Below are 24,481 nucleotides of genomic sequence, written 5' to 3' on the forward strand. Positions count from 1 at the left end.
GGTTTGGCCCCTGTCATGGCGGAACTGATCGAATTCGAGACTAAGCGGCTTCGTTTGCGGCAGTGGCGGGAAAGTGATCTTGAACCTTTTGCCGCCATCAATGCCGATCCGCAAGTGATGAAGTTCTTTCCCAAACCTTTGGAGCGTCGGGAGAGTGACGAGATGGCGGATAAGATCCGCTCGCTCATTGAACTGCGTGGCTGGGGATTCTGGGCTGTCGAGGTTAAAGGCGGTGAACCTTTTATCGGCTTCGTCGGACTGCATGTGCCAGCCCCGGCATTGCCATTCTCGCCGTGTGTAGAAGTTGGTTGGCGGCTTTCAGTAACCCACTGGGGCCGAGGGTACGCATCCGAGGCCGCCCATGGTGCGCTGCAGATAGCATTCCTGAGGCTCGGCCTGCCCGAGGTTGTTGCCTTCACCACCGTGGGCAATCGGCGGTCTCGCCGGGTCATGGAGCGTCTTGGCATGCAGTATAGCCGCGAATTCGAGCATCCGGACATGCATGATGACAGCATGCTCAGGCCCCATGTACTGTACAGGCTTCACGCTGCGTGCTTCAGGAAGGCCGCCAGCAGGCAAGAAATTGAAGAGAAAGGCAAAAGAGCCTAACTACCGCTTTCGGGCACCACCGGGGTCAGGTCTTCCACACACGCCCACACCCTGTCATCTCCCCCCATGGCAAGACCTCTCCGCATCGAGTTATCCGGCGGCCTCCATCACATCACGTCCCGTGGCGATAGGCGCGAGGACATTTATTTTTCCGATATCGACCGCGAGGCTTGGCTGGCGTTGCTGGGGCAGGTTTGCGCGCGGTTCAACGGGGTTTGTCAGGCTTATTGCCTGATGTCCAATCACTATCATCTGGTGATTGAAACGCCGGAGGGCAATCTCGCCCGAGGCATGCGCCAGCTCAACGGGGTTTATACGCAAATGGTAAACCGAACGCACGGGCGCGTCGGGCATGTTTTTCAGGGGCGATACCAGGCGATTCTGGTGGAGAAGGACAGTTATCTGCTGGCGTTGGCTTGCCGAGCATTTGGGATCATCTGCAAGGCCAGATTTATCTGGGTAGCCCTGAATTCATCGAGCGCATGCAATCCAGCCTTGCGCCGGATCAGCCGCTGGATGAAATCCCCCGCATGCAACGGCGGCCGATGGCGAAGCCCTTGGCGCATTATCGAACGGAATAGGCCGACGATCCGCGCACCGGCATGGCGCTGGCCTATCTTACCGGCGATTATGCGATGAAAGCCATCGCTCGGGAATGCGGAGTTCGTCGATCTCATCCAAGACCACGGCATTCGGATCAGCATGGGTGGCAAAGGCCGCTGGGTCGACAACGTGTTCGTCGAACGGCTGTGGAAAAGCGTGAAATATGAGGAGGTCCACTTGCATGCTTACGACACGGTTTCCCAGGCACGAGAAGGCTTGCAGCGGTATTTCAAGTTCTACAACGAACGTCGACCCATTCATCGCTTGACGGCAAGACCCCCGATAGCGTGTACTTCGATCCGCTGCCCATTCAACAGGCAGCCTAAACCGCAGAAGCCCACTTAGGATCGGGAAAATTCTGTCCAGAAAACCGGGGCCACCGCTGATTTCCAGTTCGAGCCCATCATTTCAAAAAATCGAAGCCGGGCTCATAAGGCAACAAAAAGCAGGTTTTTCCACAGCTTCGTTAGACTGCAGGCTGCAACTGAAGAGAAGGTGAAGTATGCGAGCCTTTGCACAAAAACAGAATCAAGCTCAAAAGCCGGCATCCTCAAGCCTTGCCCGGCCTCGGAAGACAATACTTGGGCCGCATCATCATGAGCATCATATCCTCCTTCTGCAGCGCGCGATCGGGAATCAAGCCGTACAGCGGCGGTTAGAAGCAAATACGGTGAATGTCGAAGGAGACTCGACTACTACCAAAATTGCCCGCTTCGGTCACGATTTCAGCCGGATACCCGTATACGCTAAAGTGCCCATGAAGACACAGACAAAACTGACGGTTAAGACTCCAGAAGACGTATACGACCAGGAAGCGGACCGGATTGCCGATCGGGTGATGGCAACGGCAGCGCACTCCGTCGTTATCGGCGCGCCACCAGGTATCCAGCGCTTCGGCTACGGCTTTTCAAGGCTGCGGGTGCATTCCGGCATCGGCACTGCTCCCGGGGAACTGGACCACCCACCCCTCCGCATCAGCGCGCGCATACCCACCACCTTGCCCGCCGCGACACCCGCATGGACAAGGAACGGCGAAATAAACCTCGGTCCCGCCGGTCTGTTCATGCCGCCGCGGGAGCAACTCCGGATGCTGCGTCACGAAGCCTTCCACCGGCTGCATCAGCGCATCGCGCCCGTCAGCGATGCACCGGAGGCGCGCCTGCGGGCCGAGCGGCTCGCGACCCAAGCGGAGACGGGCGCGGCGCTGCTTCCCGTTGCGTTGCCACCCGCGCCCGCGCTGCTGGCCTTCCCGCCGCAGAAGTATACGCCGTGGGACAGGGTCTGGATCGGCAACGACGCCATCATCGGCGAAGTGACGGAGGGAGGGGTCGCCGCGCGCATCTTCCTGAGCTACAAGGACCTCGGGATCACGAAGGCGCCGGAATCGCAGACCTACCACTGCGGCAAGCACGATCCGGCGCCGATCCCGACGCTGGTCAAGCGGATGCGAGCCGCCGCAAAGCAGGCCGCCGTGCTCAACGGCAAGATCACGGACAGCACCTACTCGCTGAGGACCAGCGTGATCGCCATCTCGAAGGGCGCGAACAGCGCATTCCGCGTGTTCGGAGGCCAGGGCGTGCTGGTGATCAAGCAGGAGGATTCCTGGGAGGGAACCATTGCCCACGAGGGCTCGCACGGGATCTTCGCCTTCCACCTTGGCGACCGCGTCCCCAAGGGCGCGCCCGACCTGCTGGCCAAGGGAGTGGCCGAGCTCTTCCTCGAGCTGCAGAACACCGCGCCGGTTTCGCTCCCCAGCGCACCGTTCGATGCGAAGCACCTGCCTCCGCTGAAGGACGACGGCAAGACCACGACCCATCCGGCGGGGCTGGTGATGGTCGCCGACACCCTGTGGGCTGGCGGCGGCGGACATCCTTGGGACAACGCGGACGAGTTCTTCGCCAGCGCGTTCGGCATGTATCAACAGAAATCGCTGTTCGACCAGATTGTGCGGCACTACGGCAAGGCGGATCCGAAGATCCCGCCACTGGCGAAGAAGCTGTCGGCCCTGCTCGCCGCGGTCGGGGACCCGAAGGCCGTCGCGGGACTCAAGGTGCCGTCGAGCACGAAGGCGGTCGATGCGGAGCTGAAGCGGATTCAACCCACGCCGGAGGTCGTCGCGGGGCTCGACGCCTCCGTCGACCTGCTGCTCGATCCCACCACGCTGCGCGGACCACAGACGATTTTGTGCCCCGGCGCTAAGCCGCCCACGGCCGGAACAGGGGCGGCCAGCCAGAAAGCGACAGGGCCATGAAAGCCATGCTACCCAGAGCGAGCTAGGGATTTGCCCTCACTCAACAGCTTGTTCCTGCAACGCAAGTGTCCATGCGGCTCCAGGGGCGACTTTTCCAGAGTTCTTGGGCGGAGTACATAGCCACAGCCACGACTGCGCCTAACAACGGCATCAACCCGACGCCCCGACGCTGGCTTTTTGGGAAGTAGTCTGTGGTCCTGCCCCGTCCTTCTGTTGCCGAAACCGGGCACGTCGACCGTGGTATCGAGTTTCACCGTCGCGCCCAGCGGCCAAAGAACGCCGAACAGCCGTTCGTCCGCCTCCTGATCAGGCGGCGAATCCGGGCTGTCCAAGGTTTCATCACCGCTCGCGCCCGATGCACATGTTTCTTCCACCGGCACGCGAAAGCTCGTCGCGGTGGCTTCGGCCCGCGGTTCCAGATCGATGGGATCGGGCTCCGGCAGGGGCGATTGCTGCTCGGCCGGCAATTCGTCGATGGCCGCCAGGGCCATGGTTGCCAGCGTGGCGCGGACCTCGACGACCAGCCGTCCGCCGGCCAGATAATTGGTCGGATAGATCCGGGAGACGCCGAACTCACCTTCGTAGCGGCCCTCGTCGTACTGGTCCAGCAAGGTATCCTTGACGGCGAATTCGCCGATCTCGGTCACCAGCCGTCCGACGGAAAAGGTGCCGTTACGGCCATGGATGGCGCGAATGTACAGGGTTCCGCTGAGTTTGATCACGGGGATAGCCTCCGGTTGAATGAAAAACGGAGGCAGCCCCGCGACGGGTTGCCCCCGTCGGGTGGATGAAAACGGCTTACGCTGCCGTCGGCTCGGAGTGAGCGGACGCTTGGCTCCTGGCGGGCGCCTGATAGACCGGCTGACCGTCGACCTTGGCCCAGGCGATATAGAGCAGCCGGGCCTTCAGGCTGACGCCGGTCTGCCCAGCCTGAAACCGACCAGCACAGCCTGGCGCGCCTGGATGGCCGGCATCAATTGGCGGACAACCGCTTGTGCATCCTGGCCGTTCACCCGGCAATCGAAGCGGGTATATTCGACGGCATCCGCCGCGCCGTGCAGAGCGGATACCTCGACCGCCAGAAACGGCTGGCCGCGTCTGATCGGGGCCTCACGCACGCGGTTCAGATAGCCGACGCCGGTGATATGAAGGTCGAAGTATTTCTCGTCAGGTGGATTCATGGTGTTCCTCCTATAGGCATGAATGAACCGGAGAAATCCCGACCCGACCGGGGTATGGGTTCCCCCGGAGAAGGTTGAAGATGCCTGCGGCGCTCCCGAAGGAACGACCATCGTTCGAGCAGGCCCGCGATGGTGAAGGGTGCGACTAAGCCGCAGTCGCCACGGTTGGAACTCGTCTAAGCCAAGGTCACGAACAATACGAGCATCGTCAATACCGTCGCCTTGACGATATGAGTCTGGACCTGCATCAGCGACAGCCGCTCGCGGCGCCAGCCGATGTATTGCATCAGACTCACCCAGGCGGTCCACAGCAACAGCCCCACGGCCAGCGTCTGTAGCACCAAGGCCTTTACCGCTCCGAGGCCGATGCCGGCGCCGGTGGCGAATGCCGCCGAGGGCGAAAGCGGTGGGTGGGGTGACGAGGTTATCCCGATCGTGGCCCCCGGTGCGGGTGTGGCCGAGCCGGCGGAGGGGGCACCGGACACACCCATGACTGCCGAGACATCGAACCCGCCCAAAGCCGAAAGATACGTGGCGATCGATGTTCCGTTGCCATCCCGGACCGAGCCGGTTCCGCCCGAACTCAGGAAGCGGCGCAGCCCGCCGACGCCGACCAGGTGAGCGCCGGCGAGCAGGCCCGACGGTGTGATCAGGACGCCGCCGACCGTTTGTCCCAGATAGCCGTCGAGATCCAGGTTCTTGATCTGCGACCACTGGGCGGCACTGTAGGCGGTCACCGCCTGAGTCTGCACCGAAGGGCGGCTCAGGAAATCGGCCGTATTCCGGACGCCGTCCTTCCCGGTCCAGCTTCCCCGCCAGTCGTTCTTCGCGGTGCCGTCGGGCCGGTAATAGCCGGCTTCTGCCAAGGCCTGCTCGCCCATCTGGTAGAGACCCAAATACCCGTAATCATTGCGGGCACCGGGGTTGTCTCCGGACTCCACCCTCGCCAGGTGGCCCAGATAATCGGCATAGTTCCCTGCCGCCAAAACGATGCCTGACATAACCGCTAATGTGACCAACGCCGTGCGCCAGGCTTTCGGATAAGGATGGCGTTTTACGCCCACGTCACGGGCTCCCGGCGACGCTCATCGATCGATTTCGCGCAGGCCAGAGCCGCATCGGTGACCGGCGTATGCGATCCCAACCGACGCGAGCGGCCCTGTTCATTCAAAACCAGCCCGTAATCCAGGGACGGCAAGACAATGACGCCGTACAGGGATTCGGCGTCGCAGCGGTGCGGCCTGCACAGATCGAACAGGACAACGTTTACCCCGTCGTGTTCGAAAATGCGTACCGGACGCGCGGGACCGCTGAGCTTTCGGATCCACGGGGCCTCGTTCCGGCTGAGCGCGGCGTGTTGTCAGCCGATCGCGGGGACCGACTCGATCAGGTGCCAGGGCAAACCGGCATACGGCGGATTCCCGGCGTAGCGCAAAACGCCGCCCCCTGGACAGGCGTCGCGCTGGGCCAATTCCTGCTCGGTCGGCAGCAGGTTCACGCGCTCATCCACAGACTCATTGGCCGCCGCCGCGTTGGACAGGGAAATCAATGCAAACAGCCATTCGATTCGCCAGAGCCTCATCAATCATCTCCTTCAACGCGGTTCATGCGATTTTGGATCAAGGCCTTCACGCGTCCCGGCCACGCGATATCGACGAACCGCACGGGTCTGCCGTCGGTGCCCGCCGAAGCCAATTCCAATGTGCCGATGTTCACCAGACGCTCGAACCAGGATTGGCTGAGGGTGATCGAGCGGATGTCCTGAAACCGCAAGCCCACGGTATCGCGGGCAACCAGACCTTCGCGGGCTTCGACCCCGGTCTCGGAAACCACATAGGCGGCCGACAGCCATTCGGTCCACAGCCAGAAGAGCAGGGCACCGGACAGCAAACCACCCATGAGTGTCAAGCCGTTGAGCGTCCAGGTCAGCCCGGTGTTCAGCGCCGAAGGATCGACCGGCAATAAGCCCAGGAGGGAACTCAGCAGGCGGTGCGGAATAAATGCCAGCAGCACGCCGATGCCCAATACCGGCAGCCAAGCGGCATTCGCTCGCAACACGGCGGGTCGGAATACTCGTGCGGCTCTTTTTTCCGAATCCATCTTCATCGAGTGCCTCTCGGTTCGCTGCAACAACCCGCCAGGACGCGCGGCTTGCGCCGTCGGTTCGTTTGATCGGCGTGCCGAAACGGCTTCGGCACGCTGAAACTCCGGTTCGCACCGAAGGATGAAACCGCCGTCGGGACAACTTTCCACCGCATAGCGCCTCCCCGATTCGTCCGACAGCAATTCGCGCATGCGGGTCGCGAGGCCGAACGAACGGAACGGCAGGCCGTCGAGGTTGTAGATGACGTCGCCGATCCGCATCGGGGTTCCCGTTACTCTTCGCCGAAATCGCCGGGCGTCTCTACGGGCGCACCGGCACGCGGCCGATACGTGACGGATTCGATGCACACCGGATCGATGGCGATGCGACTGGCCGTCAGCCGTAATGCGCGATGCTCGGTGCCCTCCGCGTCCTCCCAGGATTCCTCCCGCAGCCGCTGCGAGACATGGAGCGATGCGAATGCGAGCGAGTCGAGTAGTCCCCGGAAGCCCGAGCGCCGGGTGGATGGCCGAAGGTCGTTGCGTTAGCAACGGTCGTAGGCCATCCACAAGGCATCGCGACCGGGCGTCGAGCCATTGTGGAGCCAGGTTCCGACCCCTTGTCGGGTCGGGACCGGTCGAACGCAGGGCGTCCGGGGCGCCGCAGGCAATAACTTGTCGCCAAGTTTTTGCTCCTTTTGGTGACTCGGAAGTCCCAAAAGGTTTTGCAAAAAATGGCGACACAATCGTGGCCATCGACCTGAATCCGGGCGCCTTTGCGGAGCACTTTGACCGCCGATTCCGCACGGGCTCCCCACACGCTGACGCTGAGCCAGAATCCGCCCTCATCCTCGAAGGAACCATCGTCTTGCGGCACGCTGCGATCGAAGTAGACGCGCAGATCCGCCACCGACCGATCCTCGCCATCGACTTGGACGGTGCGAAGCACGGGCGCCTGACCGAGGTTGCCGACGCCCGAAAACTGATTGCTCATGCCCTGGACTCCTGGGGAATGCCGCTGTTTGCAATGAGCCATAGATGCCCGATTTTTCGCCCGATGACCACCCAAAACCGATCATTCGCCGGTGACCGGTTTCCGCTTCTTGAGCCGGTTTCAATGTATCAAGGCGGTCGTGAAGGAGGTTGAAAGCGAAATGTGCCAATACGGCATCTGTACGGAACCTTGTTGGAAGTTCCGAGGTCATATAAACTCGATCCGTATAATTTCCGTATCAATGATTGAGACCGCCATGCCTACTGCGACCACACCCTACGAGCGCATTGACCTCAGGACCTCGCCCGAAATCAAGGAACTGATCGTTCGCGCCGCAGCCACGGCCGGCGTTTCCGTGAGTGCCTTTCTACTGGGCGCCGCGCAGGAGCGCGCCAAACAAGTTCTCAGCGAGGCGGAATTGATGACGCTGTCGCCGCGTGACTGGGAGGCTTTCTTTACGGCTCTGGACCATACCGACAAGCCCCGCCCGAAATTGTCGGCCGCCATGCAACGGCATCGTGAATGGCAATCCGAACGTGAATCCTCGTGACGGTTTTCTACCGGAAGCGATCGAGGCGCTTCACGTCCATCATGATCGGCGAAGCTTTACCTGCGGCGACCCGGAACTGGACGGCTATCTCAAACGCTTTGCGCGTCAACATGCCGAAACCAAGGTCAGCCGAACCTACGTCGCCGTCAACGGTGCTGCGATTCTCGGTTATTACAGTCTGGCCATGTCGGCCATTCGCAGGGATCAGTTGCCGTCCCGGTATCAATCCCGCTTTCCGAATTACCCATTGCCAGTAGCTCGTTTGGCCCGGTTGGCGGTCGACCATCGCTATCAAAATCGGGGCTTGGGCGAACTGCTATTGGCCGACGCGCTGTCCCGGTGTCTCCGTCTCTCGGAGGAAATCGGCATGGTCGGCGTTGTGGTCGATGCCAAGCATGAGCACGCCAGGCGCTATTATGAGCGTTTCGAATTCGAACGATTCCCCGATGCCCCGCTCACCTTGTGGTTACCCACGGCAGCCATCGCCAAACTGTGAACCGGCACATCGAATTAAGTGTGGACGCGAGGGGTTAGTATCGACCTATACCCTGTCAATCTTCGCCGCGGGTTAGGGCCATGATCTCATCCGTGCTCATTGGCGATCCGCGCCCAGGCGCTGGCCAACGCCTCGATACTGGATGTGTTCATGGTGTCCGTCATGGTTCGATCCCATAGCGGTTTTCGTCGTCGGCATCCTGGCGCACGGCGGATAGTTGCTTCAGCAGCCCCGGCAGCGCCGTTTGCACCGTGTCCCACACCATGTCGAGGTTGATGTCGAAGTAGCCGTGGGCGATGCGGTTACGCATGCCGCGCATGCTGCGCCAAGGCACCTCGGCGTGCGTGTTCGCAAACTCGGCGTAGCCGTCCATTACCTTCGTAGCGGCTTCACCGATGATGATGAGGCTCATGATGACGGCCTGCTGGGTGCGCTTGTCCGCCAGAAAGTCATCTTTACTCAAGCCTTCGACGAAGCTGCACGCATCCGTCGCGGCCTGCCGCATGTGGTCGAGGTAGTCGGGCAGGCGGCTCTCGCTCATACCGGCTGGGCTTCCGCGAGCACCTTGGCCCGGACCTTCGGCGGCAGGTCGGCCGGGGTCAAGAGATCAACATGGACGCCGAGCAGCGCTTCCAGCTCGTCCTGCAAACCGCCCAGATCGAACAACGTCGCGCCGGGTAATGCATCCACCAACAGATCGAGGTCGCTGCCGTCCCGGTCGGTGCCGTGCAGTACCGAGCCGAAGACGCGCGGGTTCGCCGCGCGGAAGCGGCTCGCCGCTTCGCGGATGGCGCTTCGTTTGAGGTTGAGCGCAACGGATGGTCGCATGTGACACCTTTCCTTATCTCAACTCGTTGAGACGGTAAGAAACCGATAATAGCATTTCAAGAACGATTTTCGAGAACAGCAAAGCGGGACTCGGGCGAACTGCTATTGGCCGACGCGCTGTCCCGGTGTCTCCGTCTCTCGGAGGAAATCGGCATGGTCGGCGTTGTGGTCGATGCCAAGCACGAGCACGCCAGGCGCTATTATGAGCGTTTCGAATTCGAACGATTCCCCGATGCCCCGCTCACCTTGTGGTTACCCACGGCAGCCATCGCCAAACTGTGAACCGGCACATCGAATTAAGTGTGGACGCGAGGGGTTATTAACCCGGCCTATATTTATAGGCCGGGTTAATCCGGGGCAGGGATGCCCCGGCGCGGCGACAAGCCGCGTGAGCCCAGGCCGGGCGTGTAACCGACCTGGGCGGCGGCCCGAAATACCAGGAGGGTATTTACGGGCCTGATTAATAATTCAATTGGCGCCCCGGATACGATTCGAATGTATGCCCATCCCCTTAGGAGTCCCGGTATGCTGCATTAAAGAAAGCGCAAGTTGATCGCAAATTTGACAACCTTTCCCGTCGCCACTGTTTTTGAAGCGTTGTGCAATGTAGGCAGGCTGAATTTCATAAATCAGGAAACTGCGTTCAATCAAGTCTGACTTCCATTATCGTTTGGACGAATTTGAGAGGACCGTAATGAGCGAAAAAGCATTGGTAACCATTACAGATGCCGCAAAGATCATCTCCGTGAGTCGCGCAACGGTCTACAGAATGATTCAGGCCGGCGATTATGATCAGCAAATTGCACAAGGAAAGAAGTCCAAGGAAGACGTACCGCAAGCGATTCGAGGCTATTTAGGGTGTCGATTCCCCAGAATGATCCGTTTGGGGCCTCGTTGCGTGCGCCTGAACCGGGCGGAAGTGGAGGCATGGATAGCTTCGAGAGCCTCCCAAGGCGTGTAACGTCATGCACTACGGCGATGGGATGAGAACTGCGGTGGGCTACGAAACTAGTCGTAACTTATTGATTTGGCGGAGAGGGAGGGATTCGAACCCTCGTGCCGGGTTTCCCCGACCATCCGATTTCGAGTCGGCGCCGTTATGACCGCTTCGGTACCTCTCCCCGGAAAAGGCTGATATGATACGACACTCTTGTTGAGAACTAAATGGTGGGGGACATGAATTTGTCTGAAGTCATGCCCTTCGGCCTAAACCTGAAAGACACCTTGGGCCGAAGTTTAGATCATGCGAAAAATGTAGACGATAAAAACAAATTCATAAGGGGGCGACAAAAAAAATCAGCATTAAAGCAATCCAACGTTTTCCGTTTCCTCGCTTATCTCTTCTTCACGGCTTCTTTCTCGGGGTGTACTCAAGAAACATCCCGGCCTTTAACCCAGTTGGAACGGATCAAGCAATCCGGTGAACTGCGGGTCGTAACCCGGTACGGGCCTTCCACTTACTATGAAAGTGTCAATGGAGCGGTTGGTCTGGAGCATGACTTGGCCGAGCTATTCGCCAGGCGCCTCGATGTCAAAGTGAAATTTATAGTGTCGGATTCGGCTAAGCAGGCAATCCAGACTCTTGATGACGGAGGCGCGGATATAGCGGCAGCAGGGCTGCTTATCGATGTGGTAAGGAAAAAGAAACTACGCTTTGCACCGCCTTACCGCGTTCTTACCGAACAAGTCTTGTACAGTGACGGTCGTCCGCGCCCGAACAGCATCGCCGATTTGGCCGGAGGCGTGTTGGAGGTTTCGGCGGGTACCAGCCATGTCAACACTCTCAAAGCGCTGAAGCGCAACTATCGAGACCTTAATTGGCAAATCAATTTCGATCAGGACGTTCACGAACTTCTGTTTCTCGTCAGTGAAGGGTTGGTCGATTACACCGTCGCCAATTCGGATCAAGCACTGATCATGCGGCGCTATTATCCGAAGCTGCAAGTCGCCTTCGATATCGGCAAAACCCGGGAGCTAGCCTGGGCTTTGCCCATGTCCGAAGATTCCAGCCTATATGACGAGACCGTTCGGTTTTTTCGGGAGATCAAGGAAAACAAGACACTGGATCAGTTGATCGATCGTTATTACGGCCACGCGGAAGCATTCGACGTGGCTTTGGACAGTTCTCTACGTCGCGATTATTTGACCCGTCTGCCCAAATTCAAGCGATGGTTCGTGCAGGCGGGCAGACGTTATGACATCGATTGGCGCCTTTTGGCGGCCATTGCTTATCAGGAATCGAAATGGCGCAGCACGGCCGTCTCCGCCGAAGGTGTGCGCGGCATGATGATGTTGACCGGCGTCACCGCCAAGGAGCTGAAAGTAACTGATCGATTTAATCCGGTCCAAAGCATTTTGGGCGGCGCGTCTTATCTTCGGCAGACTTTGGCTAACATTCCGTCGCAGATCGAAGACCCGGATCGTACCTGGTTTGCCTTGGCGGCCTATAACCTGGGTTATGGCCACATCGAGGATGCCCGGAATCTGGTTGCGCGGCGCGGTGGCGATCCCGACAAATGGATCGAAATCAAGAAAGTGTTGCCTCTGCTCGGGAAACCGAATTGGTATCGCAAAACCAAGTACGGTAAAGCGCGTGGCGCCGTGGCCGTTCATTATGTGAACAGCATACGCCGGTACTACGATCTGCTGGTTTGGCTCACCGAGGAAAATGCAACCGGCAAGATGGCGATGGGACCGGAAAAGTCCCGGGCCGAGGGCGTTTAGCGTCGTTCCTGAAAAAAGCGCTTGAGGAGGGTGCCGCACTCCTCCTTCAAGACGCCGCCCTGATATGCGACCTTATGATTGAGGAACTCGGTATCGGCTAGCTGCAACGCGCTGCAAACGGCGCCTCGCGTGGGATCCGGGGCGCCGAACACAATCCGTTTCACCCGGGCGTGAATGATGGCGCCCATGCACATCACGCAAGGCTCCAGCGTCACATAAAGAACGGTATCGACCAGCCGATAGTTGCGGAGATTCGCGCCGGCCGCCCGAAGCGCCATGATCTCGGCGTGAGCGGTAGGATCGTTCGTGCCGATCGGGCAGTTCCGGCCTTCGGCGACCAATGCATTGTCCTTGACCAGCACTGCGCCCACCGGCACTTCGCCCATGTCGCCGGCCTGTTCGGCAAGCGCCAGGGCATGGCGCATCCAGTCTTCGTCGCTGGGAGCCATGGACAGGGGATCATTCCCACTCAATGGTGGCCGGCGGTTTGCCCGAGATGTCGTAGGTTACCCTTGATATACCGGGTACTTCGTTGATGATCCGGCGAGAGACGAGATCGAGAAAGTCGTAAGGCAGATGCGCCCAGCGGGCGGTCATAAAGTCTATCGTTTCAACGGCGCGCAGCGCGACGACGAAATCGTAGCGGCGTCCGTCGCCCATGACGCCTACCGACTTAACCGGCAGAAATACCGCGAAGGCCTGGCTGACCTTGTCGTAAAGTTCGTGCCGGCGAAGCTCTTCGATAAAGATGGCGTCGGCGCGGCGCAGCAAATCGGCATAGTCCTTTTTGACTTCGCCCAGAATGCGCACACCCAGGCCGGGGCCGGGAAACGGGTGGCGATATACCATTTCATAAGGTAGGCCGAGCTCCAGTCCGATCTGTCGGACCTCGTCCTTGAACAATTCCCGCAGCGGTTCGATCAACTTGAGGTTCATGTTTTCCGGCAAGCCGCCCACGTTGTGATGGGACTTGATGACGTGGGCTTTGCCGGTCTTGGAGCCGGCGGATTCGATCACGTCCGGATAAATCGTGCCTTGCGCCAGCCAGCGGGCATCGGTGATTTTGCCTGCCTCTTCGTCGAAGATTTCGACAAACAGTCTTCCGATGATTTTTCGCTTTTGTTCCGGGTCGTCGACGCCTTCGAGCGCGTGCAGGAATCTGTCCTCGGCATTGACTCGAATGACGTGGACGCCCATATGCTGCGCGAAGGTCGTCATGACTTGATCGCCTTCGTCGAGGCGCAGGAGCCCGGTATCGACGAATACGCAGGTGAGGTGATCGCCGATGGCTTTGTGCAGGAGCGCCGCGACAACCGAGGAGTCCACGCCGCCGGAAAGCCCGAGAACCACCCGGTCGCTCCCTACTTTGGCGCGAATGGTCTGCAAACTGTCCTCGATGATATTGCGCGGCGTCCATAGGGCTTCGCAGCCGCAAATATCCAGCAGAAAACGTTCAAGGATGCGCTTCCCCTGTCGGGTATGGGTCACTTCCGGATGAAACTGGAGGCCGTAGTAGCCGCGCGCGTCGTCGGCCATGCCCGCAATGGGGGCGCTTTCGGTAGAGGCGATAAGTTTGAAGCCGGACGGTAATGCCGTTACCTGATCGCCATGGCTCATCCAAACATCGAGCAGACCGTAACCTTCCGGCGTCGTGTGGTCTTCGATGTCGTATAACAGGCGGGAGTGGCCGTGGGCGCGAATCTGCGCATAACCGAACTCGCGGTGGGTGCAGGCTTCCACTCGGCCGCCCAGCTGCTCGGCCATTGTTTGCATGCCGTAGCAGATGCCGAGTACCGGCACGCCCAGATCGAACACGATGGCGGGGGCGCGGGGAGTGTCCGCCAGTGTGACGGTTTCCGGCCCTCCCGAGAGAACGATGCCCTGAGGCTGATACTCGCGAATGAATTGCTCGCTGCAATCGTACGGATGAATCTCGCAATACACGCCGATCTCCCGGATGCGGCGTGCGATCAATTGTGTGTATTGCGATCCGAAATCGAGAATTAAAACTTTTTGGGAATGGATATTTAATGCCATGGACAGGTACGTTTGCCTTTCTAATCGAGCCAGTAATTGGGTGCTTCCTTGGTAATCGTCACGTCGTGTACGTGGCTTTCCCGAACCCCGGCGGTAGTGACTCGAACGAAGCGGGCATTGTTGCGCATGGCTTCGATGGTGTCGCAACCCGTGTAGCCCATGGCCGAACGTACGCCCCCGATCAGTTGGTGAATGATGGCGATCAGGCTGCCTTTATAGGGGACACGGCCTTCGATGCCCTCGGGGACGAGCTTTTCGGCATCGGTGCTTTCCTGGAAGTAGCGATCGCTCGAACCCTGCTGCTGGGCCATGGCGCCTAACGAGCCCATTCCTCGATAGGATTTATATGACCGCCCCTGGTACAGCTCCACTTCGCCGGGGGCTTCTTCGGTGCCGGCGAACAGTCCACCGATCATGATCGAGTAGGCGCCCGCGGCCAATGCCTTGGCGACGTCGCCGGAATAACGGATACCGCCGTCAGCAATGAGAGGAATCCCGGATCCCTTGAGCGCTTCCGCGACATTGGCCACGGCCGTTACCTGCGGGATGCCTACGCCGGCCACGATGCGGGTGGTGCAGATGGAACCGGGGCCGATGCCTACTTTCACCGCATCCGCTCCCGCCTTGACCAAATCTCTTGCCGCTTCGCCGGTGGCGATGTTTCCGCCGATCACCTGCACTTGCTTGAAGTTCTGCTTGACCCAGCGCACGCGGTCCAAAACGCCTTGGGAGTGTCCGTGAGCCGTGTCGACTACTATGACGTCGACGCCGGCTTCGACCAGCGCGGCTACTCGCTCTTCGGTGCCGGGACCGGTGCCGACGGCGGCGCCAACACGAAGGCGCTCCTGCTCGTCTTTACACGCCTGCGGATAGTCTTTGGCCTTTTGGATATCTTTGACAGTAATCAGTCCCCGAAGCTGAAAGTCGTTGTTAACGACCAGCACTTTTTCGATCCGGTGTTTATGGAGGAGGTGGATGGCTTCCTCCTTGCTGGCGCCTTCCTGCACCGTGACCAGCTTTTCCTTTGGCGTCATGGCCTTGGTGACCGGCTCGTCGTAGCGGGTTTCGAACCGCAGGTCGCGGCTGGTGACGATGCCCACGAGATTTTCACCGTCCACAACGGGCACGCCGGAAATTCTTCTCGAGCGGGTCAATTCCATGACTTCGCGAATAGTGGTATTCGGAGAAACCGTGATCGGCTCTTTGATTACCCCGCTTTCGTACTTCTTGACGCTTTGAACCTCATAGGCTTGACGGTCGACCGTCATGTTCTTATGGATGATGCCGATTCCGCCCTCTTGGGCCATGGTAATGGCCAGGCGGGATTCGGTTACCGTGTCCATGGCCGCGGATAGCAGAGGAATATTGAGGCTGATATTGCGGGTAAGTTGGGTTTTTAAGCTGACGTCGCGCGGCAGTACGGCCGAGTGAGCAGGAATAAGGAGGACATCGTCGAATGTGAGCGCTTCTTGAACGACATGCATGGTTTGCTCCCGCCAACTAAAATTTACAGATTCTATTGTAGATATCTATATGTTGCAATATCAGGTCTAGGTTTGAAGATGGAGCTCGAATACCTCGCGGTGTGGTTCTAATGTGAGTGTTGCGAAAACACAGGGGCTCTTCGGTTGAGCTCCATTTCCGAATCGGGATCGATTCCCTGTCCAATCAACGCGAAAACGGTCTGTGCCATGGCAGCCTGTGCTATGGGCTCAAAAAATGCGGCTTTCAGAGTCCAGGCGAACGCGGCGGTAAACACGTATTGCCACAGGCCGACGGATACGGGCAGCGCGCCGGCGATGTTCTTGATCGGGATCAAAAGTACCGCAAAAGCGACTGCAAAGCCCAAGAGCTCAAAAAGGCTCAAGTAAAGACGGTTCTTGAACAGTGCCGAAAAGTGCTGAATGTGAGCCGCCAGCGCATTTCGAGCCGAGCGCCAAGGATCGGCCGTATTCGTGAAGAAAAGCCAAGCCAAAATCGCTAGATCGTTGGCGGAAAAAATCCGACCCGCGATCCAGGTTAACGCTTGGGAGAGTCTCGGATTGTTCATCTTGTCTAGAGCGGGACCTAAATAGGTTTCCGGAAGTTTTTGCAGGGTTTCCTTAACGGAGAGATCCAGTTCCATCAATCCGGAAGCGCTGGGAAAGCGCCGTGCTACGAGCTGTTTCGCATAATCGATCTGGGCTTTGCCTTCCGGAATGGATTGTCCCTTGGACTGCTCGGCCAACAAAGCCAGATTTCCCGCCTTGATGTGATAAAGAAAGGTTGCGCGAAGCTTATACATTAAAAACGCGCATCCGATGAATCCGGCGACGGCCCCGGCCGAAGCGAATGCGGTTGGATTCTGGCTCAAGGAACCCAGACCGATAGCGGTACCGGCACCGGCCGCCGTCATAAAGACATAGGCAAACGCTATCGCTAAGCATGCCAGCAGTCGATAAAGGACGAACGGCATTGATTTTTCAATGGTCCGCGTCGCGGCCAGCAAATTGAGGTCCGGCATCTCTTCCTCCAAGGTGGTTTTTGATTTTTGAGTTTTCTCGGGCAGGTCAAGTAGTTCGAATCTTAAGGAAAAACGGGGTTGTTTTTCCATAAAGTAAAAGTCCAGTTGTATCGGTGATTCGTTAAGATTTGCTCATCCGTCTCGATTTGCGCGGTGTCTTTGTCTTGGTCGTCGGCAGGCCGGTGTGCTGGGTTCGGAACGGCAGCGCCTTGCGGGCGATTCGAGTGCCTTCATGTTGATTTCCGATGCCTTCGGGCTGCCATGTCGGTACCAGATGATGCTTGCCGTTTCCGATCAGGTCTGCGCGTCCCATGCGTTTCAGGGCTTCCCGGAGCATCGGCCAGTTGTTGGGGTCGTGGTATCGGAGGAAAGCCTTGTGCAGGCGCCTTTGCTTAAGATTCTTGGGAACAAACACCGTTTCGCTGGTGCGTGTGACGCGGTGCAGCGGGTTCTTTCCGGAATGATACATGGCGGTTGCGGTGGCCATGGGGGAGGGGAGGAAGGCCTGAACCTGATCGGCCCGAAATCCATTGCGCTTGAGCCAAAGTGCGAGATTCAGCATGTCTTCGTCGGTGGTACCCGGATGGGCGGCGATGAAGTAGGGGATCAAGTATTGCTCCTTTCCGGCCTCCTTCGAGTATTTGTCGAACAAAGCCTTGAACCGGTCGTAAGTGCCGATGCCCGGTTTCAGCATCTTGGACAAGGGGCCCGGTTCGGTGTGCTCCGGCGCGATCTTCAAATAACCGCCGACATGATGGGCTGCGAGTTCTTTGACATATTCAGGCGAAGTCACGGCGAGGTCATATCGCAATCCCGAGGCAATCAAGATCTTCTTGATGCCCGGCAGTGTGCGGGCGCGGCGGTAAAGCCGGATTAGCGCCGTGTGGTCGGTATTCAGGTTTTTACAGATGCCGGGGTATACGCAGGACGGCCGGCGGCAGGCAGCTTCGATCGCTTTGTCCTTGCAGGCGAGCCGGTACATGTTCGCGGTCGGTCCGCCAATATCGGAGATGACTCCGGTAAAGGCCGGCGAGGTATCGCGAATGGTCTCTATTTCCCGGATGATCGAGTCTTCCGAACGGCTTTGAATAATGCGCCCTTCGTGTTCCGTGATCGAGCAGAAGGTGCAGCCGCCGAAACAGCCGCGCATGATGGTCACCGAATGCTGGATCATCTCGAACGCGGGAATCTTGCCGGTTCCGTAAGACTTGTGGGGAAGGCGCGAATAGGGCAGGCCGTAGACGCCGTCCATCTCCTTGGTGCCGAGCGGAATGGGCGGCGGGTTGATCCAGACGTCGCGGTCCCCGTGTCGCTGCACGAGCGCCCGAGCGTTACCGGGATTGGTCTCCTGGTGCAAAACGCGCGAGGCATGAGCATAGAGGACGGGATCGGCTTTGACCGCTTCATATGCCGGCAGGCGGATGACCAATCGATCGCCGGAAGTTCGGCGTTTGGTCAGGCGGATCAGCGCTTCGGACTTACTGCCGGAAGTTTCCTTCGTACATCCGGGTGATTCCCCGTGATAAGGATTCAGTTTGGGAGCCTGATTTCCAGGCGCATCCACGGATGTGGAGTCGAGTTCGGTCCATCCTGCGGGTGTCTGTTTGCGGATGAACACGGTTCCGCGAATATCGGTCAATTGGTCGATGGATTCTCCCGCTGCAAGCCTGTGGGCGATCTCCACCACCTGGCGTTCGCCATTGCCGTATACGAGAAGATCCCCCTTGGCATCGAGCAAAACCGAGCGGCGCACTGTGTCGGACCAATAATCGTAATGGGCGATCCGGCGGAGGCTCGCCTCGATCCCGCCCAGAACGATCGGCACATCCTTGAAGGCTTCTCGGCACCGCTGCGAATAGACAGTGACACAACGGTCCGGGCGTCTGTCGGGGGCTCCGTCGGGTGTGTAAGCGTCGTTCGAACGGACGCGGCGGTCCGACGTGTAGCGATTGACCATGGAATCCATGTTGCCGCCGGTGACGCCGAAAAACAGGTTGGGCTTGCCGAGTTCTCGAAAATCGTCGGCGGATGTCCAATCCGGCTGCGCGATAATGCCGACTCGAAAGCCCTGAGCCTCCAGCAGCCGGCCGATGATCGCCATGCCGAAGCTTGGGTGATCCACGTAAGCATCGCCCGTTACAATAATGATGTCGCACGAGTCCCAGCCCAAGGCGTCCATGTCGCCGCGGCTCATGGGGAGTTGCGGTGCTGTTCCGAAGCGCTTGGCCCAGTATTTTCGGTAAGAAAAAAGATCGGGAGTAATGTTCATCGCGAACTAGCGAAGAAGACAAATGAAAGGAATCGAACAGGAGAGAATCGAGAGCACGACTCCCCGTACAGTACCTGAGAATTTAACTGGGGATTCTAACGCGAAAATCCCGCCTTAGGCGCTAAAAAGCCGATCGGCCGGCTTTTCGTTCACAAAAATCCAAGAACGAAAGATGGGCGAAGCCTGTAACGAAAATCGAATGGTTTCTAAGGGAGAGGCTAAGGTCTTAATGGCGCGCGTGCCTTGGATTCGCGGATAACGCCCAGTCCCCAGATGCCCCATGATGCCGTTTTAAGCATCAATAAAGGAATAGCGACGGCTTTGAGCCCCCAAAGAACAACGGCTAGCGCGCTTGCTCCGGATAGGCTCCAAGCAAACACACCCCAACGTCCACCGACGACGACTCGAAGAAGACGCTTAGATGTATTTTGCAATTTGCTCATAGATAGATGGCATCCAGCAAGCGGGGGCAGTGTACCATGCGGCATCGATCGGTAGAGTGGCGGTAAAGTAGAGATCCGCAAAACGCCTACTGAATGCGTGCTCAAGAAAATCCTAGCAAGCGAATTTAATATAAGCAAATAAATTGTTAAGAATACGTAATCAATGCTTATTTCCTTCACGCATTAAAAAGCCACTGCCTGAGAGCGTGGCTCCAGGCAGTGGCTGTAGACGCAAACAGTGCTTAGAAAACTAAGCTAAGACGCCGTTAGCGTTGTGCCGGTGGTATATCCGGGCAGAGGTCTTTGCCGATCAGGTTCGAGATGCTCGCAAACACCTGCAGCAACACGCCCATGATGGCCAATGCCAGCCAGCCGAAGATCACGAAGCCGTAGTGCAAGGGCGCTACGAACAACTCTTCCATAAACCAGAAGGTGTGACCCCATTCGTTCAAGCCAACGTTCGGCAGAATCATGAACGGACCGGTCCACAGAATCAGGTACGCCAGCGACAAGCCTTTCGACGTCGAAAAGTGCGGCAGGCGGGTATGCGCATACAGGAACGCGCCACCACCCGTGATGATGTAGATCGGATAGCTCAGGTAGAACTCGATGATGTGCGACGGCGTGAAGTCGGTGTCGCGAACAATCGTCTGGTGCCAGGTGCCGTCCTGCTCGGTGAAGTAGCTCGCACCCCAGTAAATGGCCCATGCATACGCAAACAGCCAAATCAGGTGCGTCATGTTCCGGCGCAGTTCTTCCCGCGGCGCCAGTGCCGCCAGGTTGCGGTCACGGGTCTTCCACAGGTAGCCCCACAGAACCGAGGCGGTGACCACTTCCAGTACGATTTCGGTGTACAGGAAGTTCATCCAGTACGTCTCGAATTCCGGTGCGAACGAATCCAGACCGGCGGACCAGCCGTAGACCCCTTCATACCACCGAACCCAAAAATAAAAGACCGTGTACAGCATGAACGCAAAAGTCAGCCACTTTACGTTAAGTAAGGGTTGCTCTTTTGCTTCCACGCCACCTGCTGTTGTAGCAGCCATAGTTTTACCTCCATTGCTTGTTGTTAATTGCCAATGAATGCCAGAGTACGTACGTGACATCTCTGACCCCGATTTAGAGTAAAGCTGCACAAAAAAATTCCGATCCGTAGGAAGAAATTTTTAACTGTGCGGCTTCTGCGTTGAAAATACGGAGAAGCCCTTCGAAACCCTAAATACAGGGCCTATCCCGATACTTTTCGGCGTACGGCAGGTTTGTCGGAACGCCCAACCGCAGCCAATGGTATCGAGTCAATACTGTATGCTCGGCTTATAAGTGATGTCAACTAGGATGTGTCAATTATTTTTCGACGAAGTTGATGGCAGGATTTGGTGCCGATCGGATCGGGCTGACAGGCTCGGATCGTCGATTTTTACGCTGAGATGTTGCGGGGTCTGGCTGGGTCGCCCAGCTTTATCACCAGCGGCAATCAGATAGACGTCCATGACACCGTAGTAGCTGATCACGAAGCGTTCGAAGAATCGAGCCAGCGGGCTATGGATGTTTTCTCGTTCAGTGATGGTCAATACGGTGCCGTCGCCATCTTCCGCAAGTTCGTAAATCCAAGTACCGTTTGAAAAACAAGCTAAAAGAGGTGATCTGCCAGCGTGGCGACGGGCTCGACTCGTGTACTTTGCGTATTCGGTTTGTCCATTATGCGGAAGTGGGCGGGTTTTTCGTTCCGTGATCAGGATGATAAGATCGGCCTAATGTAAAGCGGATTGTTTGTGGCTCATTCATAAGCCAGCCATGAGAAGGGAGGCGCTTGATCGGCGAGGCGGTAGTACCGGCGCAGCTATTGGTACTGATGCAAGTCCACCGCAAGACCGTCGATCCGTGTTTTATGAAATCCGTCAATCATGCGACCACAGTTATTCCCTCTATGAAGCCCCGTTATTCCTATTCGGCGGGATCTCCTATTCCGCATGGAGTTCATTTGCACAAAGGCGGGGTGAATTTCTCCCTGTTTAGTCGGCATGCGACCCGCGTTTGGTTGCTTTTGTTCGAAGATGTGCATGCCAGCAAGCCGTTTCAAGTCATCGAGCTCGATTCGCAACATCATAAGACCGGCGACATGTGGCATATCTGTGTCCTGGGGGCAGGAAGGAATCTAGTTTACGCCTTTCGCGTCGATGGGCCTTTTGCACCTGAACAAGGACATCGTTTCGATTCGACGAAAATGCTGCTGGATCCATACGCGACGGCGCTTGCCACGCCGCTACAGTGGAATTTTGCCGGTTTTTCTCCTCATGCCAAACCAACTGCGCTCGCTGATTCCGAGCGAGAAAACCCGGTGGCCGCCAAAAATCTTGTTACCGGCAACGGCTTTGACTGGGAGGACGATCGACCACTTTATCATCCATGGTCTAGCCTGGTGATTTACGAAACGCATGTACGCGGTTTGACGGTGCACCCATCGTCCGGCGTCAGGTCGCCGGGCAGTTATCTTGGTCTTATCGAAAAAATTTCGTACTTCAAACGGATCGGGATCACGGCCGTTGAGCTAATGCCTTTGCAGGAGTTCAATCCTAATGAGGTTACCGCGGTTAATCCTCTGACCCGAGAGAGGCTCCGCAATTACTGGGGCTACAACACTATCGCTTTTTTCGCGCCTTTCGAGGGGTATGGCAGTCGTCTGTATCCCGGCTGTCAGGTCGACGAATTCAAGACGATGGTCAAAGCCCTGCACAAAGCCGGAATCGAGGTGCTGCTCGATGTTGTGTTCAACCACACGGCGGAAGGCGATGAAACCGGACCGACGCTCAACTTCCGCGGTCTGGACAACAGCATTTATTACTTGCTGGAAGACGATAAAAGTCGCTACAAGAATTTCTCCGGTTGCGGCAATACCATGAACTGCAACCATCCCGTGGTTCGCAACTACATTCTCGACTGTCTGCGGTATTGGGTCGTGGAGATGCACGTGGACGGTTTCCGCTTCGATCTGGCCTCTATTTTGGGGCGAGACCGCAACGGCCATCTGGTGGCCAACGCGCCGCTCTTGGAGCAGATTGCCGAGGACCCGATTCTGCGCGACGTAAAGCTGATCGCCGAGGCTTGGGATGCGGGCGGCGCCTACTTGGTCGGACGTTTTCCCGGAGAGCGCTGGTCGGAGTGGAACGGCCAATATCGTGACGACGTGCGGCGCTACTGGCGCGGCGATCTCGGCACGGCCGGAGCTTTTGCCAGCCGATTATGCGGCAGCGCCGATCTTTACGAGCATAGCGGGAAGGCGACGGTTAACAGCATCAACTTCGTGACCTGTCACGACGGGTTTACGCTGAACGATCTGGTGAGCTACGAGTACAAACACAATCTGGCCAATGGCGAAGAGAATCGGGACGGTTCGAACGATAATCACAGCGCCAACTACGGCGTGGAAGGTCCGACCGACGATCCGATCATCAATCGAATTCGGCTCAGGCAGATGAAGAACTTCATCGCCACGCTTTTCGTTTCCCGCGGGGTGCCGATGATTTTGGGCGGAGATGAGTTCTGTCGCACTCAACTAGGCAACAACAACGCTTATTGCCAGGACAACGAGATTTCCTGGTACGACTGGAGGTTGCTGGCGCGGAATCAAGAATTCTTCGAATTCGTGCGGAATATGATTGCCTTTCGCGCGCGTCACCCGGTTCTGTCGTCGGAAAGGTTCTATAGGCCAGAAGACGTGAGCTGGTTCAATCCGTCCGGGCAGGTTCCCGACTGGCATTCGGAGAGCGCGGTGGGATGTCGGATTTATGCGGAAAAAGAAGGAGGGCAAGACCTTTGTCTGCTCTTCAATCCGCTGACCTATGCGACAAACTTCGTACTGCCGGATCTGCCGCACGATTCGGCTTGGCTTAGGGTGATCGATACCAGTGCCGCGCCGCCTTTCGATATTTGCCGGCCGGGCGACGGCATCCCGTTCGGCGGAAACTCATCCATTCGGATCGAGGAGCGCAGTATGATCGTGTTGCTTGCGGAGCGTAATCGCTAGTCTGAAAATGAAAACGGCCGGCTGTCCCGGCCGTCTTGCGTTTCTAAGACATGTACGAAACATTCACGGCGTTACCGTTTGAGTGGCCGAAAACTGATTTCCTTTATTGTCTCGAATTTCGGCTTTCAACTCTCCGGCCGTTTCCGGCACGAAATAGAAGCGGAAATTCGGGTCGGCGCTGATGGCGATATCGGTCTGTGCCGTGAGAACCGGTTTGTCGTTGAAGCTGACTTTTAGTTCTTCCACGAAGTGAGCCGGCTTGATCATCCGGGTCAATTGATCCATCTGCAGGCCGGTGATGTTCGGATGACTGATGAGCAGTTGAGCCAAATTCGGCTGTTGCAAGGCTGCTTTTTCATTGTCCAGCTTGAACTTCATCTTGCCCATGCGTGCCATGGCTGCCTCAAGATCGGTGCCTATGGGGGCCGAGCAGCCGCCGCTCGCTTTGACGAACACTTTGTTCATATGGAGCTTGCCGTCATTGGTCTCGGCGATGGCGCGAATATGGGTGTAGGCGTTGACGCGTACCCGCATGGCCAGGTCGGCTTTTCCGCTGTCCGGTGTGAAGTGGAAGTTGGCGGAGAATGGAACCGGGTTGTTGTCGATGATCAAGGTCACGGTCTTGATGTATCGATCCTTGGTCTGCGGAATCTTGCTGTTGATCTGGATCGGTACCAAGGCCGGATCTTCTGCGCGATAAGGGGCGGTCAATTCGATGATTTGGTTGCCCTCTTCGATTGCGCGGTCGCCGAAAAATTTTTGTCTGAGTCCGCCGTTCCAGGCCGCTTCTTCCTCGCCGGCGGCGAACGCGGAGCCGGTTACTGCTAGTAAGTAGGCCAAGGCTAACCATAGGCCTTTGTTTAACGCTATCAATTGTTTCATTGAGT

24 protein-coding genes, 1 tRNA gene and 2 pseudogenes are annotated in these 24,481 nt (G+C 57.7%); 11 read left to right on the forward strand and 16 right to left on the reverse strand.

The genetic code is table 11. The features are described 5' to 3' along the window. Window positions 1-15 precede the first annotated feature (15 nt). The 4 genes and pseudogenes from JOD69_RS06675 to JOD69_RS06690 all read left to right on the forward strand — a co-directional run bounded on the left by JOD69_RS06675 (window position 16) and on the right by JOD69_RS06690 (window position 3,463). On the forward strand, window positions 16-609 hold the full coding sequence (locus tag JOD69_RS06675; RefSeq protein WP_086134234.1) for a GNAT family N-acetyltransferase: 594 nt from the start codon (window positions 16-18) through the stop codon (window positions 607-609). A 66-nt stretch (window positions 610-675) separates the two neighbouring features. After that, a complete protein-coding gene (locus tag JOD69_RS06680) occupies window positions 676-1,248 on the forward strand; it encodes a transposase (protein ID WP_240506959.1) in 573 nt (190 codons plus the stop codon). A gap of 21 nt (window positions 1,249-1,269) precedes the next feature. Beyond that, window positions 1,270-1,538, forward strand: a pseudogene (locus JOD69_RS06685) (integrase core domain-containing protein); the annotation flags it as partial. A gap of 344 nt (window positions 1,539-1,882) precedes the next feature. After that, a complete protein-coding gene (locus JOD69_RS06690; protein WP_168175547.1) occupies window positions 1,883-3,463 on the forward strand; it encodes a hypothetical protein in 1,581 nt (526 codons plus the stop codon). A gap of 8 nt (window positions 3,464-3,471) precedes the next feature. On the opposite strand, the gene JOD69_RS06695 is transcribed toward JOD69_RS06690, so the two are convergent. The 5 genes and pseudogenes from JOD69_RS06695 to JOD69_RS06715 form a co-directional block, all read right to left on the reverse strand. Next, entirely contained in the window at window positions 3,472-4,185 is a 714-nt protein-coding gene (locus JOD69_RS06695) for a DUF3275 family protein (protein WP_168183820.1), read from the reverse strand. Between the two features lie 172 nt (window positions 4,186-4,357). Further along, a pseudogene (locus JOD69_RS24550) lies at window positions 4,358-4,755 on the reverse strand (DUF3577 domain-containing protein); the annotation flags it as partial. Between the two features lie 65 nt (window positions 4,756-4,820). Further along, window positions 4,821-5,708, reverse strand: a complete 888-nt coding sequence (locus JOD69_RS25200; RefSeq protein WP_086134236.1) for a DUF3262 family protein — start codon at window positions 5,706-5,708, stop codon at window positions 4,821-4,823. A 296-nt stretch (window positions 5,709-6,004) separates the two neighbouring features. Beyond that, a complete protein-coding gene (locus tag JOD69_RS06710) occupies window positions 6,005-6,226 on the reverse strand; it encodes a hypothetical protein (RefSeq protein WP_086134237.1) in 222 nt (73 codons plus the stop codon). After that, complete coding sequence (locus JOD69_RS06715) at window positions 6,226-7,008, reverse strand: PH domain-containing protein (RefSeq protein ID WP_168183821.1); 783 nt, start codon at window positions 7,006-7,008, stop codon at window positions 6,226-6,228. Before JOD69_RS06715 ends, JOD69_RS06710 begins: the two co-directional genes overlap by 1 nt. A gap of 466 nt (window positions 7,009-7,474) precedes the next feature. On the opposite strand from JOD69_RS06715, the gene JOD69_RS24560 reads away from it, so the two are divergent. The 3 genes from JOD69_RS24560 to JOD69_RS06730 all read left to right on the forward strand — a co-directional run bounded on the left by JOD69_RS24560 (window position 7,475) and on the right by JOD69_RS06730 (window position 8,766). Next, window positions 7,475-7,873 (forward strand): hypothetical protein, encoded by a 399-nt coding sequence (locus tag JOD69_RS24560; protein ID WP_240506962.1) that lies wholly within the window; start codon window positions 7,475-7,477, stop codon window positions 7,871-7,873. Between the two features lie 103 nt (window positions 7,874-7,976). Further along, window positions 7,977-8,270, forward strand: a complete 294-nt coding sequence (locus JOD69_RS06725) for a DUF1778 domain-containing protein (RefSeq protein ID WP_168183823.1) — start codon at window positions 7,977-7,979, stop codon at window positions 8,268-8,270. Beyond that, a complete protein-coding gene (locus tag JOD69_RS06730; RefSeq protein WP_168183824.1) occupies window positions 8,257-8,766 on the forward strand; it encodes a GNAT family N-acetyltransferase in 510 nt (169 codons plus the stop codon). The genes JOD69_RS06725 and JOD69_RS06730 overlap by 14 nt, the downstream gene beginning before the upstream one ends. A 160-nt stretch (window positions 8,767-8,926) precedes the next feature. Here the strand turns inward: JOD69_RS06730 and JOD69_RS06735 are convergent, their stop codons facing one another. After that, window positions 8,927-9,307: a DUF86 domain-containing protein gene (locus tag JOD69_RS06735; RefSeq protein WP_086134241.1), complete on the reverse strand. Its 381-nt coding sequence runs from the start codon at window positions 9,305-9,307 to the stop codon at window positions 8,927-8,929. Beyond that, window positions 9,304-9,594 carry a nucleotidyltransferase family protein gene (locus tag JOD69_RS06740; RefSeq protein ID WP_077730313.1) on the reverse strand — a complete coding sequence of 97 codons (291 nt, stop codon included), beginning with the start codon at window positions 9,592-9,594 and terminating at the stop codon, window positions 9,304-9,306. Before JOD69_RS06740 ends, JOD69_RS06735 begins: the two co-directional genes overlap by 4 nt. Before the next feature lie 153 nt (window positions 9,595-9,747). On the opposite strand from JOD69_RS06740, the gene JOD69_RS24995 reads away from it, so the two are divergent. Continuing rightward, complete coding sequence (locus JOD69_RS24995) at window positions 9,748-9,876, forward strand: hypothetical protein (protein WP_276205391.1); 129 nt, start codon at window positions 9,748-9,750, stop codon at window positions 9,874-9,876. A 412-nt stretch (window positions 9,877-10,288) separates the two neighbouring features. Continuing rightward, complete coding sequence (locus JOD69_RS06745; RefSeq protein ID WP_139841076.1) at window positions 10,289-10,555, forward strand: AlpA family phage regulatory protein; 267 nt, start codon at window positions 10,289-10,291, stop codon at window positions 10,553-10,555. Between the two features lie 67 nt (window positions 10,556-10,622). Here JOD69_RS06745 and JOD69_RS06750 read toward each other — a convergent pair. Next, a tRNA-Ser gene (locus JOD69_RS06750) sits at window positions 10,623-10,715 on the reverse strand. 73 nt (window positions 10,716-10,788) lie between these two features. Here JOD69_RS06750 and mltF point away from each other — a divergent pair. Next, window positions 10,789-12,318, forward strand: coding sequence for a membrane-bound lytic murein transglycosylase MltF (mltF, locus tag JOD69_RS06755; protein WP_240502514.1), 1,530 nt, complete (start codon window positions 10,789-10,791; stop codon window positions 12,316-12,318). Here mltF and tadA read toward each other — a convergent pair. The 7 genes from tadA to JOD69_RS06790 all read right to left on the reverse strand — a co-directional run bounded on the left by tadA (window position 12,315) and on the right by JOD69_RS06790 (window position 21,141). Then, on the reverse strand, window positions 12,315-12,767 hold the full coding sequence (gene tadA / locus JOD69_RS06760) for a tRNA adenosine(34) deaminase TadA (protein WP_086134243.1): 453 nt from the start codon (window positions 12,765-12,767) through the stop codon (window positions 12,315-12,317). The two genes, mltF and tadA, sit on opposite strands and share 4 nt — an antisense overlap. Before the next feature lie 10 nt (window positions 12,768-12,777). After that, on the reverse strand, window positions 12,778-14,355 hold the full coding sequence (gene guaA, locus JOD69_RS06765) for a glutamine-hydrolyzing GMP synthase (RefSeq protein ID WP_086134244.1): 1,578 nt from the start codon (window positions 14,353-14,355) through the stop codon (window positions 12,778-12,780). A gap of 20 nt (window positions 14,356-14,375) precedes the next feature. Next, window positions 14,376-15,839 carry an IMP dehydrogenase gene (gene guaB / locus JOD69_RS06770; RefSeq protein ID WP_086134245.1) on the reverse strand — a complete coding sequence of 488 codons (1,464 nt, stop codon included), beginning with the start codon at window positions 15,837-15,839 and terminating at the stop codon, window positions 14,376-14,378. A gap of 107 nt (window positions 15,840-15,946) precedes the next feature. Further along, window positions 15,947-16,858 carry a hypothetical protein gene (locus JOD69_RS06775; RefSeq protein ID WP_139841077.1) on the reverse strand — a complete coding sequence of 304 codons (912 nt, stop codon included), beginning with the start codon at window positions 16,856-16,858 and terminating at the stop codon, window positions 15,947-15,949. A gap of 121 nt (window positions 16,859-16,979) precedes the next feature. Continuing rightward, window positions 16,980-19,127, reverse strand: a complete 2,148-nt coding sequence (locus tag JOD69_RS06780) for a YgiQ family radical SAM protein (protein ID WP_086134246.1) — start codon at window positions 19,125-19,127, stop codon at window positions 16,980-16,982. A 709-nt stretch (window positions 19,128-19,836) separates the two neighbouring features. Beyond that, window positions 19,837-20,616 carry a bacterial ammonia monooxygenase, subunit AmoC gene (gene amoC, locus JOD69_RS06785; RefSeq protein ID WP_210023817.1) on the reverse strand — a complete coding sequence of 260 codons (780 nt, stop codon included), beginning with the start codon at window positions 20,614-20,616 and terminating at the stop codon, window positions 19,837-19,839. Between the two features lie 294 nt (window positions 20,617-20,910). Beyond that, entirely contained in the window at window positions 20,911-21,141 is a 231-nt protein-coding gene (locus JOD69_RS06790) for a hypothetical protein (protein ID WP_139841078.1), read from the reverse strand. A 356-nt stretch (window positions 21,142-21,497) separates the two neighbouring features. On the opposite strand from JOD69_RS06790, the gene glgX reads away from it, so the two are divergent. Continuing rightward, the gene (gene glgX / locus JOD69_RS06795) at window positions 21,498-23,594 is read left to right on the forward strand and encodes a glycogen debranching protein GlgX (protein WP_280858750.1); all 2,097 of its coding nucleotides are present in this window, start codon (window positions 21,498-21,500) and stop codon (window positions 23,592-23,594) included. 63 nt (window positions 23,595-23,657) lie between these two features. Here glgX and JOD69_RS06800 read toward each other — a convergent pair whose 3' ends face one another. Next, the gene (locus JOD69_RS06800) at window positions 23,658-24,476 is read right to left on the reverse strand and encodes a quinoprotein dehydrogenase-associated SoxYZ-like carrier (protein ID WP_086134247.1); all 819 of its coding nucleotides are present in this window, start codon (window positions 24,474-24,476) and stop codon (window positions 23,658-23,660) included. Window positions 24,477-24,481 lie beyond the last annotated feature (5 nt).

The sequence above is a fragment of the Methylocaldum sp. RMAD-M genome, assembly GCF_017832375.1.
In the GTDB taxonomy this organism is placed as follows: domain Bacteria; phylum Pseudomonadota; class Gammaproteobacteria; order Methylococcales; family Methylococcaceae; genus Methylocaldum.

What these genes read in the sequence shown, in the direction of transcription:
- JOD69_RS06745 (WP_139841076.1), top strand. Translation starts at nt 10,289, where the DNA reads ATGAGCGAAAAAGCATTGGTAACCATTACAGATGCCGCAAAGATCATC.
- JOD69_RS06710 (WP_086134237.1), bottom strand. Translation starts at nt 6,226, where the DNA reads ATGAGGCTCTGGCGAATCGAATGGCTGTTTGCATTGATTTCCCTGTCC.
- JOD69_RS06680 (WP_240506959.1), top strand. Translation starts at nt 676, where the DNA reads ATGGCAAGACCTCTCCGCATCGAGTTATCCGGCGGCCTCCATCACATC.
- JOD69_RS06715 (WP_168183821.1), bottom strand. Translation starts at nt 7,008, where the DNA reads ATGCGGATCGGCGACGTCATCTACAACCTCGACGGCCTGCCGTTCCGT.
- guaB (WP_086134245.1), bottom strand. Translation starts at nt 15,839, where the DNA reads ATGCATGTCGTTCAAGAAGCGCTCACATTCGACGATGTCCTCCTTATT.
- mltF (WP_240502514.1), top strand. Translation starts at nt 10,789, where the DNA reads ATGCCCTTCGGCCTAAACCTGAAAGACACCTTGGGCCGAAGTTTAGAT.
- JOD69_RS06735 (WP_086134241.1), bottom strand. Translation starts at nt 9,307, where the DNA reads ATGAGCGAGAGCCGCCTGCCCGACTACCTCGACCACATGCGGCAGGCC.
- guaA (WP_086134244.1), bottom strand. Translation starts at nt 14,355, where the DNA reads ATGGCATTAAATATCCATTCCCAAAAAGTTTTAATTCTCGATTTCGGA.
- glgX (WP_280858750.1), top strand. Translation starts at nt 21,498, where the DNA reads ATGAAGCCCCGTTATTCCTATTCGGCGGGATCTCCTATTCCGCATGGA.
- JOD69_RS06675 (WP_086134234.1), top strand. Translation starts at nt 16, where the DNA reads ATGGCGGAACTGATCGAATTCGAGACTAAGCGGCTTCGTTTGCGGCAG.
- JOD69_RS06775 (WP_139841077.1), bottom strand. Translation starts at nt 16,858, where the DNA reads ATGCCGGACCTCAATTTGCTGGCCGCGACGCGGACCATTGAAAAATCA.
- JOD69_RS06780 (WP_086134246.1), bottom strand. Translation starts at nt 19,127, where the DNA reads ATGAACATTACTCCCGATCTTTTTTCTTACCGAAAATACTGGGCCAAG.
- JOD69_RS24995 (WP_276205391.1), top strand. Translation starts at nt 9,748, where the DNA reads ATGGTCGGCGTTGTGGTCGATGCCAAGCACGAGCACGCCAGGCGCTAT.
- tadA (WP_086134243.1), bottom strand. Translation starts at nt 12,767, where the DNA reads ATGGCTCCCAGCGACGAAGACTGGATGCGCCATGCCCTGGCGCTTGCC.
- amoC (WP_210023817.1), bottom strand. Translation starts at nt 20,616, where the DNA reads ATGGCTGCTACAACAGCAGGTGGCGTGGAAGCAAAAGAGCAACCCTTA.
- JOD69_RS06800 (WP_086134247.1), bottom strand. Translation starts at nt 24,476, where the DNA reads ATGAAACAATTGATAGCGTTAAACAAAGGCCTATGGTTAGCCTTGGCC.
- JOD69_RS06725 (WP_168183823.1), top strand. Translation starts at nt 7,977, where the DNA reads ATGCCTACTGCGACCACACCCTACGAGCGCATTGACCTCAGGACCTCG.
- JOD69_RS06740 (WP_077730313.1), bottom strand. Translation starts at nt 9,594, where the DNA reads ATGCGACCATCCGTTGCGCTCAACCTCAAACGAAGCGCCATCCGCGAA.